The organism is Phycisphaerales bacterium (assembly GCA_020852515.1).
GTDB lineage: Bacteria > Planctomycetota > Phycisphaerae > Phycisphaerales > UBA5793 > UBA5793.
This window is the reverse complement of the sequence record JADZAS010000026.1, coordinates 74,633-93,000: the sequence shown is the minus strand read 5'-3', so window position 1 is coordinate 93,000 and position 18,368 is coordinate 74,633. Positions and strand designations below refer to the sequence as shown.

Annotated in this window: 13 protein-coding genes; 7 read left to right on the top strand and 6 right to left on the bottom strand. The window is 65.9% G+C overall.

Going from position 1 to position 18,368, the window contains the following annotated elements; genetic code table 11:
* Positions 1-659: 659 nt before the first annotated feature.
* Entirely contained in the window at positions 660-1,748 is a 1,089-nt protein-coding gene (locus IT430_17230; GenBank protein ID MCC6909681.1) for a site-specific DNA-methyltransferase, read from the top strand.
* Between the two features lie 35 nt (positions 1,749-1,783).
* On the opposite strand, the gene IT430_17225 is transcribed toward IT430_17230, so the two are convergent.
* From IT430_17225 to ptsP, 4 genes are all read right to left on the bottom strand, one after another.
* On the bottom strand, positions 1,784-2,206 hold the full coding sequence (locus IT430_17225; GenBank protein MCC6909680.1) for a hypothetical protein: 423 nt from the start codon (positions 2,204-2,206) through the stop codon (positions 1,784-1,786).
* Between the two features lie 10 nt (positions 2,207-2,216).
* Positions 2,217-3,449 carry a 1-deoxy-D-xylulose-5-phosphate reductoisomerase gene (locus IT430_17220; protein MCC6909679.1) on the bottom strand — a complete coding sequence of 411 codons (1,233 nt, stop codon included), beginning with the start codon at positions 3,447-3,449 and terminating at the stop codon, positions 2,217-2,219.
* 6 nt (positions 3,450-3,455) lie between these two features.
* On the bottom strand, positions 3,456-5,960 hold the full coding sequence (locus IT430_17215; protein ID MCC6909678.1) for an Rne/Rng family ribonuclease: 2,505 nt from the start codon (positions 5,958-5,960) through the stop codon (positions 3,456-3,458).
* 314 nt (positions 5,961-6,274) lie between these two features.
* On the bottom strand, positions 6,275-8,044 hold the full coding sequence (gene ptsP, locus IT430_17210; protein ID MCC6909677.1) for a phosphoenolpyruvate--protein phosphotransferase: 1,770 nt from the start codon (positions 8,042-8,044) through the stop codon (positions 6,275-6,277).
* Positions 8,045-8,244: 200 nt separating this feature from the next.
* On the opposite strand from ptsP, the gene IT430_17205 reads away from it, so the two are divergent.
* A complete protein-coding gene (locus IT430_17205) occupies positions 8,245-8,619 on the top strand; it encodes a PilZ domain-containing protein (protein MCC6909676.1) in 375 nt (124 codons plus the stop codon).
* Positions 8,620-8,638: 19 nt separating this feature from the next.
* Here IT430_17205 and IT430_17200 read toward each other — a convergent pair whose 3' ends face one another.
* Positions 8,639-9,214 (bottom strand): lipid-A-disaccharide synthase N-terminal domain-containing protein, encoded by a 576-nt coding sequence (locus IT430_17200; protein ID MCC6909675.1) that lies wholly within the window; start codon positions 9,212-9,214, stop codon positions 8,639-8,641.
* 205 nt (positions 9,215-9,419) lie between these two features.
* Here IT430_17200 and IT430_17195 point away from each other — a divergent pair, with 205 nt between their 5' ends.
* Positions 9,420-10,379 carry an SDR family NAD(P)-dependent oxidoreductase gene (locus tag IT430_17195; GenBank protein ID MCC6909674.1) on the top strand — a complete coding sequence of 320 codons (960 nt, stop codon included), beginning with the start codon at positions 9,420-9,422 and terminating at the stop codon, positions 10,377-10,379.
* Between the two features lie 23 nt (positions 10,380-10,402).
* Here IT430_17195 and IT430_17190 read toward each other — a convergent pair whose 3' ends face one another.
* Positions 10,403-10,900: a hypothetical protein gene (locus IT430_17190; protein MCC6909673.1), complete on the bottom strand. Its 498-nt coding sequence runs from the start codon at positions 10,898-10,900 to the stop codon at positions 10,403-10,405.
* Positions 10,901-12,146: 1,246 nt separating this feature from the next.
* Here IT430_17190 and IT430_17185 point away from each other — a divergent pair.
* From IT430_17185 to IT430_17170, 4 genes are all read left to right on the top strand, one after another.
* The gene (locus IT430_17185; GenBank protein MCC6909672.1) at positions 12,147-12,848 is read left to right on the top strand and encodes a response regulator transcription factor; all 702 of its coding nucleotides are present in this window, start codon (positions 12,147-12,149) and stop codon (positions 12,846-12,848) included.
* A gap of 199 nt (positions 12,849-13,047) precedes the next feature.
* Positions 13,048-14,262, top strand: a complete 1,215-nt coding sequence (locus IT430_17180) for a BON domain-containing protein (GenBank protein MCC6909671.1) — start codon at positions 13,048-13,050, stop codon at positions 14,260-14,262.
* Positions 14,263-14,706: 444 nt separating this feature from the next.
* The gene (ligD, locus tag IT430_17175) at positions 14,707-17,346 is read left to right on the top strand and encodes a DNA ligase D (protein MCC6909670.1); all 2,640 of its coding nucleotides are present in this window, start codon (positions 14,707-14,709) and stop codon (positions 17,344-17,346) included.
* A 14-nt stretch (positions 17,347-17,360) separates the two neighbouring features.
* Entirely contained in the window at positions 17,361-18,206 is an 846-nt protein-coding gene (locus tag IT430_17170) for a Ku protein (GenBank protein ID MCC6909669.1), read from the top strand.
* Positions 18,207-18,368 lie beyond the last annotated feature (162 nt).

Sequence of the window (18,368 nt, the reverse complement as noted above, 5' to 3'; positions counted from 1 at the left end):
CGCGCGCCAGCGCACCGGGTCAGGCGCGACTTGTGCGCTGACTTCTCAGAAACGCAAATAAACGGATTAAAACTCGCCTGCACCCCCTCCAGAAAAATGAAAATCGACGAAAATCGCCCAAAAGCCGTGACCATTTGGCGCTCTGGGCAAAATGAGCGTCGTGGCGCGCACGGCGCTGCTTGAAAACCCGCGCACGGAATCGCTCCCGTGCGCAGGGCGTGCGCGCCACCCGGTGCGCGCCCGTGTTGGCACGCGATTTGCCTCGCACATTTCTGAAAATCGCCCCTGCCGCCCGCGCCACCCGGCACAATTCTTGCATGGCCACCCACTCCACCGCGCCCCACCCCCGCACTCACATCGCAAAATCAAGCCCCGCCGCGCACACCAGCGCACGCGTATCGATATGAGGTGATGACGCGCTGCAACGCCCCAACCCGCCGCGACGGCGCCCCAGGCATGGCCATGCCCGGGCGTTGTTCATCCCCTCGCTGCCTCGATCCCTCGATGCCTTCCCCCACCCCATCACCCACTCACCCCGTCACCCACTCACTTCGCTCGCTCCCTCGGTGGCTGCTGATGCCCAGTGTCTGGTGCCTGGGTACTCGTCATACGCGTACCCGAAGGCGCGAGCCAGACCACTCGCATACACTCTCGCCGCCATGGCGGAGAAGAAGGTCATCGATCATTTCGTCGAAGTGCGGCCGGGCGGCTATGCCATGCCCTCGGGCGCGACGCAGGTGCAGCGGCGGGCCGCGGAGAAGATCAAGGCGGCCGCCGAAGCGGGCGAGATCCGCCTCTTTGGCGACACGGCTGCGGCGCACGTGGCCAACACCAAACCCATCAAGCCCGCGCACCGCCTCGCGGACCCTGACACGCGCCTCTACGTCGGCGACTGCCGCGATGTGCTGGCCAACCTGCCCGACAAGGGGCAGGTCGATCTCATCTTCGCCGATCCGCCCTTCAACTGGGATGTGCCCTACGACGAGTGGCGTGATGGCATGCCCCGCGCCGAGTACGAGAGATTCACCTTCGACTGGCTCGACGGCTGCATCAACGCCCTCTCGCCGTGCGGCAGCCTGTGGGTCAACATTCCCGATGACACCGCCGCCGAGATCGTCATGCATCTCAAGCGCCGCGGCCTGACCATGATCAACTGGTGCATCTGGCACTTCCGCTTCGGCCAGCATCGCCATACGTCGTTCATCATGAGCAAGGTGCACGCGCTCTACTTCGCAAAGGATCCGCAGAATCGCATCTGGAATCCCGATGCGGTGCTCGAACAGTCGGACCGCGCTGCGATCTACAACGACCCGCGCACGCACGCCAAGGACGAGAACAAGGGCATGCGCGTGCCGATGGATGTGTGGTACGGCAAGTACTGGGGCCGCATCCAGGGCAACAACAAGGAGCGTCGGCCGCTGCATCACAACCAGATTCCCGAGGTCTATCTCGAACGCGTCATCCGCGCCTGCTCGAACGAAGGCGATCTCGTGCTCGATCCATTCCTGGGCAGTGGCACGACATGCACCGTGGCGCGAGCCCTCAAGCGCCGCAGCATCGGCATCGAGTTCGGCACAGGCAACGCGAAGTCCGCCTTCGAGCGCATCAAGTCCGGCCCGGTCCACCTCGCCGGCGATGAGAAGATGTCCAGCGCGATCTTTGAGGAGCGCAAGCCCCGGGTGCGGCGAACGAGAGCATCTGGAGCATCAGGCGCGCCGCGTAACGGCGTGCACGAGTCCCGCGGCTGAGAGGCACGCCGCACGCCGCACGCCGCACGCCTCGATCACGGCATCAGCGAATCGGGAATCTGATAGAGCGGCGCCAGCAGCAGAAAAAGTTCGCCGATGAGCGCCATGACCGCGACGATGGGAACCAGCGCCAGCAGAATCGTGAGACGGCGCAGCAGGACGCCGGCCACCGTAACGATGACAAGAGCCGCGGGCACGGCGAGCATCCAGCCCGGCATCGATTGTCCAGTCCGCCGACCGGCCATCCACTGCGAAGCCATGACGAGGCGCTGCGTCGTCGCCGGCAGGCTGCTGTCGAGGCTGTCGTAATTGTCCGCAACTTTGGGAACCAGCAGCACGAGAAAGCCCGCCTGCACGACGATCCACACGTAGATCACTGCGAGGTAATACCACAGCGCCACGCGCCGGTGGACGGTCTTAAGCTGCTTGAGGATGTCGGCTTCGCTGCTGGTGCTCATCGGATCCTCCTCAGCGGCTGCGGGCGCTGTGCCTCTGCCCGGCGCCTTGCGCCAGCGTCGAGCGCACAAACTGCCGGGCGCGATGATCGGCGTCCATGACTTCGTCGAGCGATTGCGCTGCGCCATGCTCAATCGCGTCCAGCGCTTCCTCGGCGAGTTGCGAGATGCGGCCGAAGGCGATGCGGCCGTCGAGAAACGCGGCGACTGCCTCTTCATTGGCGGCGTTGAAAATGGCTCCGCTCGTGCCGCCCGTTTCGACCACGTGCCGCGCCAGGCGCAGGGCCGGAAAGCGATCCTCGTCGGGCGCTTCGAAGTCGAGCCGGCGCAGCGCCGCCCAGTCGATGCGCGTCGCGCAACCCGGCGGCCGGGCCGGCCAGGTGAGCGCGTATTGGATCGGCGTGCGCATGTCGGGCGCGCCCAGTTGCGCCAGCACCGAGCCGTCATCGAACTCGACCAGGCTGTGAATGATCGACTGCGGATGCACGATGACTTCGATGCGCCTGGCATCGAGGCCGAAAAGCCACTTCGCTTCGATGACTTCCAGCGCCTTGTTGGTCATCGAAGCGCTGTCAATGGTGATCTTCGCGCCCATCTTCCAGGTGGGGTGGCTGAGCGCCTGCTCGACGGTCGCCTCGGCGATGCGCTCGGCAGGCCAGGTGCGAAACGGCCCGCCCGAGGCCGTGAGAACGATGCGGCGAATGTGATCGAGGCACATCGGTCGATCCGGCGCGGCGCCGCTGGCGCTGCGCGACTGGAGGCACTGGAAGATCGCCGAGTGTTCTGAATCGACGGGCAGGATGTTCACGCCGCGCCGCTCGGCCAGCGGCATGATGATCTCGCCGGCCGCGACCAGTGTTTCCTTGTTGGCCAGCGCGATGTCGCAGCCGCGCTCGATGGCCGCGGCCACCGCCGACAGGCCCGCAGAGCCGACGATGGCCGCGACGACGATGTCGCACTCGACTTCTTCGACGAGGCGTCGCGCCGCATCATCGCCCGTGAATGCGATGGGATCTGTGTCCGGGTGCGACTGGCTCGAGGCCTTGGCAACAGCGAGGTGCCGCACCTGGTGCCGCTGCGCCTGCTCGCGCATGAGTTCGACGTTCGAACCTGTCGCGAGGCCGACGATCTCCAGCGAGCCCGGCTCGATCGAGTTGAGATGCTCAATCACGTGCAGCGTGGAGCGGCCGATCGAACCGGTGCAGCCGAGCACGATCACGCGTCTGGTGCGGCTGGTGGCTGGCATCGAGAGTTATGCCTCGTCTGCGGGCTGAACGCTGGCGAGTTCGGCGGCGGTGAGGCGCCGCCGGCTGCCGTAGAGGCGGCGGCGGGGCTTGGAGATCTTCACTTCCGCCTGCTCGGCCTGGCGCTCGCTGGCCGAGCCGTTTGATGCCGCCTTCGGGGCCGGTTCCGCTGCGGGGCTGCTTGGCGCGGCAGATGAACGGGGCTTGCCGTTCTCCGCCGCATTCTCCGCCGATGAGTTCTTCGACCTTCGGCGGCGCTTCTTCTTGCTGCGCGCTGCTTCTGACGCAGCCTCGCCGGCCGAATCCGCGGCTTGAGATGGCTCCGATGCTTCTGAGGCCCCGGCGGCGTCGGCGAACTCGGCCACCGCTTCGGCGGCTGCCTGCTCGCCCGCTTCCGCATCTCCCTTGCGCCGCGAGCGCCGCCGTCGCCGCTTCTTCTTTCCCGCTTCAGCCGGTGGGCGGGACTCGGCCTGCTCACCTCGTGCCTCGCTTTGCGAAGGCGCTGGCGCGGTTGCTTCTGGCGCCGGTTCGGCGGAAATCTCCTGATCCACCGCTGCTTTCGTTTGCGCGGCCTCACCAGGCTCGCCCGACTTGCCGCGTCCGCGGCGGCCGCGCCGCCGGCGCTTCTTCTTGCCGCCCGAGGCGCTTTCGCCATTGGCAGCAGCGGCTGAAGGCTCCGGTTGCCGGGTGGGCTGCTCGGCTGGTGCGCCTTCGCCTCCCTCGCGTCCCTTCTTCGAACGACGGCGGCGGCGCTTGCGCTTGCGCTGACCGGCTTCGCCCGGTTCGCCCTGCTCGGCCGGTTCGCCCAGTTCAGGCTGCTCATCTTCACCCGCTTCGAGCACCTGCACTTCGACTTCGCTGTCCTCATCAGGCGGCTCGGCGAGCGCGATCTCGCGCACCACGCGCTCCGGCTCGTGCGTGACCGCCCGAGGTTCGAGCGGCGGCAGCTCCTTGGGGAACGAAGAGGCCAGCGCGGCGAGTTCCAGATCCGTCTTGCGGTCGTCGTAGGCGTAGAAGTCCACGCGCTCAGGCGCAATCTCATGACTCACGCGGATGTCGATGCGCTTGCCCGTTTCCGTTTCGATCGCGACGATCTCGCGGCGCTTGCGGCTGAGCAGCACGCCCGCCACCGCCTGGCCCACCGCCACTTCGAGCGACGCCACGCGCGGGTGCGCGATCCAGTACGCCATGTCGCGCATGGCTTCGTTGGCCGTCGAATCGGGCGTGACCAGCAAGCCGCGCCCCTCGCACGTGGGGCACGGCATGGAATGCGCCTTGCGCAGCGGCGGCCGCATGCGCTGGCGCGTCATCTCGATCAGGCCGAACTGGCTGATGCGCAAAAACTCAGTCTTGGCCCGGTCGCGCTTGAGGTTCTCGCGCAGGCGCGTTTCGAGTTCGCGGCGGTGCTCGCCTGAGTTCATGTCGATCGTGTCGAGCACGATCAGGCCGCCGAGGTCGCGCAAACGCAACTGACGCGTGATCTCGTCGATGGCCTGCATGTTGGTTCGAAAGGCCGTGGTCTCGGCATCGCGGAACTGGCGCATGCGGCCCGAGTTCACGTCGATGACGACCATGGCTTCTGCCGAGTCGATGATGATCGAACCGCCGCCGGGCAGCGGCACCTCGCGCGAACGCGTGCTGCGCAACTGTTCTTCGACGCCGAAGCGGTGGAAGATCGGCACGCGATCGCGGTAGGCCACGACCTCCGGCCCCTTGCGCCGCGGCGCGACGATCTGCAAAAACTCGACCACGCGATCCATCGCCTGCTCGTCGTCAACGACAATCTGTTCGAGGTCGGCTGCGGAAACATCGCGAATCGTGCGGATGAGCAGATCGGATTCGACGTACAACTCGGCGGGCGCCTTGGCGGTGGCTCGCTGGTTCTCAATCGTCTTCCACAGGCGCTGCAGGTAGGCCAGGTCGCGCTTGAGTTCGGTTTTGAGTGCGGTGAGTCCTGCGGTGCGGAGAATGAAGCCGAATCCTTCGGGCAGCTCGAGCGAATCGAGGATCTTGCGCATCGCTCGGCGCTGGTCGAGGTCTTCGACCTTGCGCGAGACGCCCAGCTGCTCCATGTGCGGCATCATGACCAGCAGCCGGCCGGGAATCGAGAGGTAACTCGTCAGCGTCGGGCCTTTGGTGCCGATGCCCTCCTTGAGCACTTGCACGAGGATCTGCTGGCCGCGCTTAAGGCAGTGCTGGATCGGCGGGCGCTGGCGGTGGGGGGTCTTCTGGCCGACGGCCTCGGTGGTGTCCGAGTCCTCGCCGGGGAAGTGCATCGGGTGCAGGTCGGAGACGTGCAGGAACCCGTTGCGACCGACTCCGAAGTCGATGAACGCCGCCTGGATGGCCGCCTCGACGTTGACGACCTTGCCCAGGTAGATGTTGCCGACGTGAAGGCTGTGCGCTTCGCGCTCGGTGTAGATTTCTTCGAGCCGCCCGTTTTCGAGCAGTGCGATGCGCGTCTCGTCGCCGGGCGCGTGGTTGACGATCAGTTGCTTTTTGATGGAGGCCATGGACCACGGTCTTTCCGTGTGGTCAATCGGCGCGGCCAGGGATCAGGCTCGGCTGGAGAGACGGACGCAGCGCGCAGCCGGCCGGAGTGGATTCCACCGCTCGGCAAGACTGACTGTGCGCTCAGCGCGACCATCGGCCATCCGTCCGCCCGTCATGGGCGCTGCTCGATTGTCGCTGCGGCGTCACCACTGGTCCTTCTGAGGGACCGGGCCTGATCGGAATCAACTCTGCCACCCACCAGGGCGACGGGGCGACCGATCCGGCAACATGAACAGCACGCAGCAGGCGTGATTCGAAAGAGGGGGCGTATCGGTCAAGCCGACCCGCCGCCGACGGAACGACCGTCGTACCCCTCGGGCATTACCTTGCGCGTCTCATCTCGAATGAAATTCAGGACTTGACGCTCAGAATCGAACGAACCGACCTTCCGGGCGATAAGTTCACACGTTCTGGTATCGACCGCGCGGATGACCCTCTTGATGTCGGGTATCGCCGATGGAACCAATGAAAGATTACGCAGCCCGATCCCGATCAGCAACATGATGTAGTCTGGGTCCGAAGCAATTTCCCCGCAAAGGCTGACGCCAATGCCCCCGCGCCGACCCGAACGGATACAGTCCTTGATGAGCCGCAGGACCGCCGGATGGGCCGCGGAATAGAGGTTCGCCACCCGCTCGTTGGTCCGGTCCACCGCCAAGGTGTACTGAATCAGGTCGTTCGTCCCGATCGAGAAGAAATCCACCTCGCGGGCAAAGGCGTGGCTCATGATCGCCGCCGAGGGCGCCTCGATCATGATTCCCACGGGCACGTCGCGGTTGAAGGCAACCCCTTCCTCCTCGAGGTCCTCCATCACGTCGTTCAGCACCATCTTGGCTTGCCGCAGTTCGAGCGGACCGGTGATGAGCGGGAACATGATCCGCAGGTCGCCTTCGGTCGAAGCCCGCAGGATGGCGCGCAACTGGGTCTTGAAGATCGGCAGGTTCTGCAGGCAGAAGCGGATCGACCGGCAGCCCAGCGCGGGATTGCGCTCGGGCGACTCCGAGCGGCCCTGCGTGTACTTGTCTGAGCCCAGGTCCAGCGTGCGGATGGTGATCGGCCGGCCTTTGCTCATGCGCACCGCGTCGCGGAACGCCTCGTACTGCTCTTCCTCCGATGGGTCGCGATCGTGGGCGAGAAAGAGAAACTCGCTGCGAAACAAGCCGACGCCGTCGCCGCCGTAGCGCTCGACGAGTTCGACCTCAAAGGGGAACTCGATGTTGCCGTACAGCTTGATCCGCACCCCGTCAGTCGTCTCGGCTGGTTCGCGCGCGACGTCGGCGAGCGATTTTTGATAGGTTTTGCGGACCTCGATGCGCTTGCCGTACTGCTCGAGCGTGGCCTCGTCGGGATCGATGATCAGCACGCCGCGATCGCCATCCACGATGAGCAGATCATCCTCGAAGATGTCGGTCATTGACCGTTCGAGGCCGACGATGGCGGGGATCGCGATGGATCTGGCCATGATGGCGGTGTGGCTGGTTCGGCCGCCGGCGTCGGTCACGAAGGCCTTGACGTGATTCGTATCCAGGCCGACGGTCTGACTGGGCGTGAGATCGTGGGCGACGATCACCACCTCGCCCTCCACCTGCTTGAGCCGGCTCTGGGTCTCACCGACGAGATGGCGCAGCAGGCGGCGGTCGAGGTCGAGCAGGTCTGATACCTTGGACCGGAATGCCTCGCTGTCCAGGGCGCGGAACTTGTCCGCCATGGCTTGGATTTCGTAAGTGACCGCCCAGTCCGCAGTTACTTCCTGCTCCTGGATCCGCTGGTGCACCGGCTCGAGAAAGTTGTCATCGCGGAGCAGAAAGATGTGGAATTCCAGGATCTTCGCCGCTTCCGGGTCAAACTCCCGCGCGATGCGGTCGCGGAGGGCCTGGAGCTCGGCAATCGAGGCCGCGACGGCCGCGTCTAGGCGCTCGTGCTGGTGGGGGATGTCGGAAGTGGAGATGTGGCGTTTAGGGACGTGCAGCGCGATGTCATCGAGGACGAAAGCCCGGCCGATGACCACTCCCGGAGAAACGCCGATTCCTTTGAGTAACTGCATGCTGTCGCGCCTGGTTCGGGCGGGCTGCTGGAGAAGCCGCGTCCGCGCCCCTTTTTTTCGGGTTGCCACAGGGTAGCAGAGGTTGCCTGTTTTCACAAGTCCGGCTGTGGATAACCGCCGAACTTTCACCGCCTCTTTCCCGGCCCCGCGGCGGGGAAAATCAAGAATCCCGCCCTCCCGGCCGATCTTCATGGATCGACATGGCAGCCGATTGCCACGACAGCTCGTCGCCGCTCGCGCCCGCCGGCGCGGAGGTCCGCCGCACCGGCCGCCTGCGCTGCAACATGCTCGAATGCACGCTGGGCGACGTGATCGACATCTCCGCCGCCGGAATGCGCGTGCGGCACAAGGGCTCGCCGCGCTTCGCCGTGGGCGAGTGCATCGCCCTGTCGCTCGTGTTTGCATCAGCCGAGGTGCGGCTGGAGACGCGCGTGGTGTGGATGCGCCGGACCGGCTTTCGGCGACACGAAATCGGCCTTGAGTTCTCCAGACTCGACTCGCAGACCCGCGACGGCCTCGTCGAAATCGCCCGCTGCGCCACCAAACTGGCCAACTTCCGCCCCGAGGCCGCCTGACTCCGCCTGACGCCGCGATTCACGCCTCGGCGTTGGGGTCGGGCACCGGATGGCTCGCCGGATCAGACGGGCTTCGCGAGCCCGTCTTGCGGTCACGGGCCAGCATGTAAATGTTGCGCAGGTAGATGGGAAGGCCGAGCAGTTGGCCGAGGATGCCGATGGGCTCGCGCTGGAGCAGGAAGTAACTGAGCAGGATCGTCGAGCCGCTCAGGCTCAGCCACCAGAAGCCCAGGGGCACGATGCTGCGGCCGGCGCGTTCGCTGACGATCCACTGCAGCGCGAAGCGGCCCATGAACATCGCCTGTCCGAACAAGCCGAACAGAAACAGGGCGATCGCCGCGCCCGACCTGCCGTAGAACAGGCTCACGAAGGGCACGCGCGACGCCGGGTGGTTGAGTTCGCGGCTGTAGACGTACTGGCCCGAGCCGTCCGCTGCGGGCTCGTACCACGCGACCACGCCGCGATCCGTACGGACCTGGATCGCCGCTGATTCGGCGGGGACTTGGTCGTCGGGAGGCGTCCCGGCGTCCTGGGCCAGAGCCGGCGTTGTGCAGGCGAGGAAGAGACTTGAAACGAGAATGAAGAGCAGACGCATGACGAGCGCTCCCGGGGGTGATCGCCCCTCGCCCACGGGGCGCACGAGCATAGGCCGCCGCCGCAGACGCCACAGTTCAGGCGCAGCGTTGGTCAAGTGAGAGGCGCCGCTGGTTAAGCGGCGAGGCTTCGGGGCCTGAGTCTGATCGAAGGGTGCGAGCGCAGGCTCTGCCCGCCGCGGGCACCGGCCGCTACGATGACTGCCCATGTCCAGTGTTCTGCTCACCGGCGGCGCCGGTTTTATAGGTTCGCACCTGGCCGAAGCGCTGCTCGCTCGCGGCGACGCTGTCACCATCATCGACGACTTCGCGCCCTTCTACCCGCGAGCCATCAAGGAGCGCAACCTGCAGCCGGCGCTGCGCGGCGGAGCGAATCTCATTGAGGGCGACATCACCAGCGCTGCGGACGTGAAGCGTGCTTTCGACGCCGCCCGGCCGGATGCCGTCGTGCACCTGGCCGCGTGCGCCGGGGTGCGGCCGAGCATCGCTGAGCCTGCGCGTTACGCACACGTCAACGTCGTCGGCACGCAGCGCCTGCTCGACGCGGCGGTGCAGGCCGGTGCGCAGCACTTCATCGTCGCGAGTTCATCGAGCGTCTACGGCAACAACTCAAAAGTGCCGTTTGCCGAAACGGATGACGTGAGCCGGCCCATCAGCCCCTACGCCGCGACCAAGGTCGCCACCGAACTCATCTGCTCCACGGCGGCCCATCTGCACCATCTCAGCGTCACGGCCTTGCGTTTCTTTACCGTCTTCGGCCCGCGCCAGCGGCCGGACCTGGCGATTCACAAGTTCCTCAAGCGCATCGCGCAGGGCGAGGCGATTCCCGTCTTCGGCGACGGCTCGACCAGCCGCGACTACACGTACATCGACGACATCATCGACGGCGTCATTCGCGCCATCGACCGCTGCGGGCAGGTCGAGCGATTCCGCTGCTACAACCTCGGCGGCGAGCATCCCGTGACGCTGGCGCAGATGATCGAAGCGGCAGAGCAGACCGTCGGCCGCAGGGCCGTGATCGACCGGCAGGGCAACCAGCCTGGCGACGTGGTGCGTACCTGGGCTGATCTCACGCGCAGCCGGGCGGAACTGGGCTACGAGCCGCGCACCAGTCTGGTCGAAGGCATGGCAAGGCAGTGGCAGTGGCTGCGCGCCGAAGCGCGCTGAGCCACTTGCCACTGGGGCTTGAACTACGCCGTTGAGATGTGTTCGCCGCCGGAGTCCTTGAGTGCTTCGCGGGCGCGGCGCTTGTCTTCGGCCGTTTCGCAGTGGACTCCGACGAGGACCTTGCCCTCTTCGAATGCGTCGGAGTAGTGCTTCACCTCGTGTTCGGGGATGACCAGCCCGATGAGGCCGCCGATGATGCCGCCGCCGGTGGCGCCGGCGCCCGCACCGGCCAGCGCTGCGATGACTGGACCGGCCACGACGACGCCCGCGCCGCCGGTGGCGATGGCGCCCACGGCGGTCAGGCCCGCGACGAGCGCGCCGATGGCGCCGCCGGTGCCGGCCCCGAGCGCGACGCCCTCGGGCAGTTTGGAATGCGAGTCGATGCCGAACGACTCGCGCTGGAAATTCTCGCTGGCGACGAGGCTGATTTCATCCCCGGAGACTCCGCGCGACTCGAGCGTGCGCACCGCGATGGCGGCGTTCTGAGGCGAATCGAAAAGTGCTGTAACGGTCGTTGCCATGTCATTCTCCCTTTTTGAGTGAGACGCGAACTGGATACAAGCAGCCTCTGGCGCGGCATGGCCGGCCGTGCCCCTCCGCACGGCCGGCGTACTCGCACGTGTCTCATCGCGCGATCGGTGCTCGAGAACCGGTCGCCATTTCGTAGCCCGAGGCGATGGGGTGCCGCAGTCAGCGGCGCCGGGCAGTTCGCCGAAGTCGCCGTTGCCGGCGGCGATCCCAATCGCTCTGGCCGCGGCATCGGCGCCAGCCGGTCACCAGGTCGAGATCCGGGTCTGCAAGCACGGTGTATCGCTCGGCGCCGCCGATGCGGTTGGCCGGATCGCAGATGTCAATCGCGCCTGCCGGTTGCGCTGCGCCTCGGCAGATTTCGCCGTGGTCGGCCCATCCATCGGCAGTGGTGTGCGGAATCGAAAACGGTTTGCCCGGCATCGCTTACACCTCTTCCTCACCGCCGGTGGGGGCATCGCGCCTCGTGCACGCGCCGCCTGGCGCCCGCCGTCAATGGCGACAGCGGGGTCGAGTTTTACGGGCGGTCAAATGCGTTTCACTGCGGTTAGGCAATGAAACGCTGAACTCCGCAGCGGCAGAACCGCGGACCGAAGACGGTCCGCCGCGCGGGGCGTGAATTGTCTTCCATCAGTCCATCAGTCTGGGGGTCAGAGGCTCGATCAACGGCTCGCAGCCCGGCGCACGCGGGGCATCGCCGCCGAGGCGCGATCCACCTCGGCCCGGCGCTCCAGACGGCCCTGGCCGACTGCACTGGCAGCGGCCGCGGGCGCACGCGGCGGCGCAGAAAGATCGCAGCGTCCAGCGAGGCCTGCGCGTTGGTCTTTTCCGCCGCGCGGAATATCATCAAGCCGGTTTCAAGTGGGTTGTTTTGTGCGGCGCATGGGCCGGTGGCGGCAAGGGGAGCGCCTGCACGCACGATCGATAGACCAATTGAATGGCCCGGTGTTCGAGCCGGAGTTCCGGTTGCGTCCTGAACCCCGCCGCGAGTTCGCTCGGTTCGATTCGCGCGCGAGGCGGAAGTCGCGATCGGTTCGGTTTTGGAGTTACGCTCCGGGACCACCATGCACAACCTCCAGACGTCGCCGACCTCAGCGTCCGCGACGAGTGTTCGTAGGTTACCCGGCGGCAATTAACGAATTGTGATTTCGAGATGAAAAGGGTCTCATTCTGCGTTGCCACGTTTTGCGTCGCTCTGCAACGTCCGCTGAGAGCAGCCTTTCAGACAGGAGCAACGGCGTGATTCTGTTGGTCGGGAGTACTCCGGGCCCCATTCAACTCGTGCAGTCGGCGCTGCGTGCGCACGATCTGCCCGTGGAGACCAGCGCCACCGTGCGCGAGGGTCAGGAGCGGGCGCTGCACCGACTCCACGAACTGATCATCATCGAGCGTACGCTGCCCGATGGTGACGGCGTCGAATTCTGCCGCACGCTGAGGTGCAAAGGAATCCTCGCGCCGATTCTGATGATCGACGCGGCCCCCGGCGACGGGCGCGGGCCTGGCCGGGGCGGGCCGGACGAGGTGCTCGCCGCGCCATTTTCGAACGAAGAACTGATCGCACGGGTCCGCGGCCTGCTGGCGACGACGGGATACGCCGCAGCGGTGGCGCCGCTCGCGTGGGATGACCTCGAACTCGATGCGCATCGCGGCTGGGCGCGGCGGGGCGAGCGGCGCATCCGGCTGTCTCAGATCGAAGTTGCGCTGCTGACATACTTTATCACCCACGCCAATCGCCCCATCAGCCGCGAGGAAATCAGTGGCGGCGCCCTGCACCCGGGCGATGAGGCGACGCCTGACGCCATTGACGTGCTCATCTCCAACGTGCGCGCCAAGGTCGATTCGACCGGCGAGCCGCCGCTGCTTCGCGTCCGGCCCGATGCGTGCTACGAGTTCGGCGGGCGTTGGGAGCAGCCCGCCCGCCACTCGGGCGCGCCGCGCTGAAGGCGCCGTCGGTCCCGCGCCGGCGCTCGTCCGCGCGCCATCATGAGCGCCGCGGAAGCGGTGTCCCTCATTTGCAGCGTGAATTACGCGCTTTTCACTCGCGATTCATCCGCGGTTCATTTTGCGTCTGTAAATTCTCAGTGTTCGCATACCGGTCCCGTCAACGACAACCGAACATCAAGTGAGAAGGACGCTCGACATGAACGAGAACAGGTATGATGCTCACGCAGCAGCCCAGCAACACCAGCAGCGTGGCTCAGGCGAGTCGCGCTACGGCGACTCTCTGACGCCGGCACAGCAGTATGAGCAGCAGAGGCAGGGACAGGGCGGCTACGGCCAGCAGAACCGTCCCAACCAGCAAAGCAGCACCTTTGACTATCGCTACGGCCAGCGCCGCGGACCCGAGCAGTACGGCTACCGTGAGAATTACGGCTCGATGGAGGATTCTCCGCGGCGCTTCGGCGCGTCGCAGGAGGGACATCATCAGATCTCGCCCGGCGGACGCTTCGAAAACGACTACGGCAGCCAGTCGCAGCAGCGCGGCGGTCAGCAGCGCGGCGGTGAATGGCCGCAGGACGACGGCGGTTCCTACGGCCAGTCGCAGCATGAATCCTCTTTCGGCGGCGGATACGGCGGCGGCATGATGAGCCGCGGTTCCGAGCAATACAGCAACCCATACAGCAACCCATACGGCGGCCAGCAAGGTGGATTCCAGTACGGCGGCGGTCAGCAGCGCGGCCAGTACGGCGAATATGGCTCGCAGCAGTACGGCGGCGGCCAGTATGGCGGAAGCGAATATGGCCAGTACGGCGGCGGCCAGTACGGCGGTCAATACGGCGGCGGCCAGCAGCAGCGCGGCCAGTACGGCGGCGCTGAATACGGCAACCAATACGGCGGTGGCCAGGGCTACGGCGGCTACGGCGGCTACGGCGGCTTTGAGGGCACGGGCCGGCGCGAAAGCGGCTCGTACGCCGGCATGGGCGGCATCGGCGGAGTGAGCGGCTTTGGGCAGTCGCAGCGCGGCTCGGACGGCGACTCCGGACGCCGGCGCTACGGCAAGCCGCCCAAGAACTTCCAGCGCTCGAGCGACCGCATTCGCGATGACATTGCCGAACGCCTCATGAGCGAGCCGGGCATCGACGCCAGCGACGTGGACATCCGCATGCAGGAGCGCAACGTCGTGCTCGAGGGCACCGTGCCCGACCGATGGATGAAGCGCTACATCGAGGACGTGGCCGAGGAAGTCATGGGCGTGGAAGATGTTGAGAACCACATCCGCGTCAAGCGCGAGTCTTCGCGGTCCGAACAGAACGAAGAAGAGTCATCGAGCGCCGGGCGATCCGGCTCGAAGAACTCCGGCGCCGCGAGCAAGAGCGGATTGAACACCGCCGGATCATCGGCGCGCGGCAGTTGAGCCGGCGCGACTGCTGTCGCCTCGCCGCGGTGTTCGGCGGCGGGTGCACAATCAGCGTTCGTTGCGAAGACGTCTCCGCAGCGGACCACGAATGACTTCCGCGGCGCCTGGACGCCAGGCGCTGCGGGAGTCAGGTTGGGGAGAGAGAGTCTGCATCGCGCTCGTGCGCCTGTCGCACGAACAATCGCGCCGCTGAGCGGCGCGAGATGCAGGCGGGAGCGTCGAATCGGGACAGACGTGCGGGTAGCCATCGCTTCGCGCACACCAAATATACGTGTTTGCGCGCGGCACTGGTGCATCCCACGTCTGTCCTGGACCTCCCAAACACTCGCCGCCCCGCTCAGGCCGTGTCTGATTCGCGGCAAGCGGGTTTGGTCAGGCGTGCGGGGAAGGTTCAGGCCGCGCGCCGCTGCTGACATCTACAATGGCGAACGGTGAAGCACCATGATCAGCGCGCTCCAGAAGTACCGTGCAAAGCGGGACTTTCAGCGCACGCCTGAACCGACCGGGAGCAAAGCACGCGGGACTCGCGGCGACCACCATTTCGTGATCCAGAAGCACGCGGCCCGCCGCCTGCATTACGACCTGCGACTCGAATTGGACGGCGTGCTCAAGAGTTGGGCCGTGCCCAAAGGGCCCAGTCCCAATCCCGCAGAGAAGCGACTTGCGATCGAGGTCGAAGATCATCCGCTCGACTACGCCGACTTCGAAGGCGTCATTCCGCAAGGCGAGTACGGCGGCGGAACCGTGATGGTCTGGGACCACGGCCGGTGGGACTCGGACGCCCGCGACCCCGCCCGCGCGCTCAAGCTGGGCAAACTTACTTTCGAACTGCACGGCGACAAACTGCAGGGCGGATGGTCGCTCGTGCGCAGCCACTCGCCGGTCGATCGCGGCCGGGATGCAAAGCAGCAGTGGCTGCTCATCAAGCGCGATGACGAGTTCGCCACGCACGAGCCGGGTTCGCAATGGCTCGACGCGCACGATCGCAGCGCCATCAGCAACCTCAACATGGACCAGATCCGCCATAAGTCGGAGCGCGTCTGGAGCCGCGATCCCAAAGTTGCGCAGGAACAGGCAGGCGAATCGATCGATCCCGCGACTCTCACGGGCGCCAAGAAGGCCCGTCAGCCCGAGCGACTGGCGCCGCAACTGGCCACACTCGCCACCACGCCCCCCGAGGGAGACGAGTGGCTGCACGAGATCAAATTCGACGGCTATCGCGTGCTGTCGATGATCCGCGGCAGCCAGGTCGCGCTCATTACGCGCGGCGGGCAGGACTGGACGCACCGCTTCAAGCACATCGCCAAGGTGCTGCAATCCATGCCGGTGTCATCGGCCATACTTGACGGCGAAGTCGTCGTACTCGACGCCCAGGGCCGCAGCAAGTTCCAGCTGCTCCAGAACCAGCTGAACAACTCGGCGCAGGCCAAGCCCGTGTACTTCATCTTCGATCTGCTCCACTGCGACGGCTACGACCTGACTCAGACGCCGCTGATCGAGCGCAAACAACTGCTCCGCACGCTCGTGGAGAAGGCGGCGTCGGCGGGGGATCAGATCCAGTTCAGCGAGCACATCATCGGGCAGGGGCGGAAGGTGCGCGACCGCGCATGCGAGATGGATCTCGAAGGGATCGTCTCCAAGCTCCTCGACAGCCCGTACCGCTCGCGGCGCACGCGCGACTGGATCAAGAGCAAATGTCTCCGCGAGCAGGAGTTCATCATCGTCGGCTATACGCGGCCGGCGCGTAGCCGCATCGGATTCGGCGCCCTGCTGCTGGCGCTGCATGATGACGGCGGCCAACTCGTGTACTGCGGGCGCGTGGGCACGGGCTTCACGGATCAGTCGCTGCGCCAACTCCATGAGCAACTCAAGCCGCTCAAGCGCGATTCGCCACCGGTGCAGGGGCCGCTGACGGCGCGCGAGCGCGAAGCCGTCGCCTGGGTTGAGCCGCAACTCGTCGCGCAGGTGTCATTTCACGAATGGACCGGGGACGGGCGCCTGCGCCACCCGGTCTTCAACGGCCTGCGCAGCGATAAGCCTCCATCGGAAATTACCCGAGAGAAACCTCTGCCCCGGAAAGAACTGCCCGTGCCAGCCGCCCCAACACACCGAAAGAACTCGAAGCGCAAAGCCGCCGGCAAAGCCTCCGGCACGCGCACCATCCCGAGCAGCCGCCGCAACGGCAACGTCGTCGCGGGCGTGGCGCTTTCCAGCGCCGATCGCGTTCTTTATCCCGAGCAGGGGCTGACCAAGCGCCAACTGGCCGATTACTACGACCAGGTCGCCGATCACATGCTTGAACACGTCGTGGGCCGCCCTCTCACGCTCGTGCGCTGTCCGGAGGGGCGCGGCGAATCGTGCTTCTACCAGCGACACTTTCGCGCTGATCTTCCTGAGTGGGTCGCAGCGGTCGAACCGCCTGAGAAGGACGGAAAGAAGTGGCTGCAGATCCACGATCGCCAGGGTCTGGTCTCGCTGGCGCAGATCGGCGTGCTCGAAATCCACCCGTGGGGCGCTCGCGCCGACGACCTCGACAAGCCCGACCGCATGGTCTTCGATCTTGATCCCGGGCCCGACGTGTCCTGGGCCGACGTCGTGCACGCCGCGCACGAGATCCGCGACCGGCTGGCGGCGCTCGATCTCGTCTCATTTGTCAAGACGACGGGCGGCAAGGGTCTGCACGTGGTGGCGCCGCTCACGCGGCGGACGGGGTGGGACGAGGTCAAGCAGTTCGCGCGCGACCTCGCCGCCACTCTGGCTCGAGAGCAGCCGTCGCGCTACGTCGCGAACATGACCAAGTCGCGCCGGCACGGGCGCATTTACGTCGATTACGTGCGCAACTCGCGCTCGGCCACGAGCGTCGCGCCCTTTTCGCCGCGGGCCCGGCCGGGCGCGCTGGTGTCGATGCCCGTCTCGTGGGACGATCTGACGGCGGAATTGCGCGCCGATCAGTTTGACATCATCACGGTCCCCGACGCGCTCGTCCGCCGCCGGCGCGATCCTTGGGAGGACTTCTCGAGCGTGCGGCAGTCGATCACCGCCGCGCGCCTGCGCGATGTCAAGTCGCGCGACCTGCGCTGAGAAAGGAGCGCCTTATGCCACGCAGTCTCTGGTCCGGACACATCGCTTTTGGACTTGTCAATGTTCCCGTCCGTCTCGTCTCGGCGGTGCGCGACAAGAGCATCCACTTCCACATGCTCAGCAAGGACGGCTCATGCCGGCTGCGCCGCAAACTCTACTGCCCGGAGACGGGCGACGAGTTCGATTTCAAGGACACCTCGCGCGGCTACGAGATCGCGCCCGATCAGTACGTCATCGTGCGCGAGGATGAGTTCGAAAAGATCAGGCCCGAAACCGGCCGCACCATCGACATCGAGGCGTTCATCGACCTCAAGGAAGTCGATCCGGTGTTTTTCGATCGCACGTACTTCCTGTTGCCCGGCGAGGGCGGCGCCAAAGGCTACCGGCTGCTCGTCGAGGCCATGGCCAGCCAGGAGCGCGTCGGCGTCGCCCGGTTCTCGATGCGCCAGCGCGAACATCTTGCGGCCCTTCGCGTGATGGAGAATCGGGCGCTGGCGCTGCACACCATGCACTACGCCGACGAGATCGCGTCGTGGAGCGAGATGGAGGGCGAACTCGCGCTCAACGCCGAGGTGACCAAAAAAGAAACCGAAATGGCCCGGCAACTCATCGACTCGCTCACCGAAGCATTTGAACCAGGCCGCTACCAAGACCGTTACAGAGCACAGTTGCAGGAACTGATCGAGGCCAAGGCGCATGGAGAGGAGATCGTCACCGCGCCTTCAGGCGAAGAGGAAGCGGCGCCCGTGTACAACATCATGGAAGCGCTCAAACAATCGCTGGAGAAGTCGAAGCCCGCGCGGAAGTCCACACGGCCGGCCAAGACGGCAAAATCGGCCAAACGCCGCCGCGCCTCCTGAAACAGACCCGCCCTTGCCCACCAGGCGGCTGTTTATACCAAACAGCATGTGAAGGCTTTTTCATCTTGCACGCCGCCGGGCCGAGAGCCTTGTCAGCCGGGGGCACCAGCGTGTATGCTTCACACCAGCAGGTGTGGTGGACGCTTCGCCTCGAACGTGCTT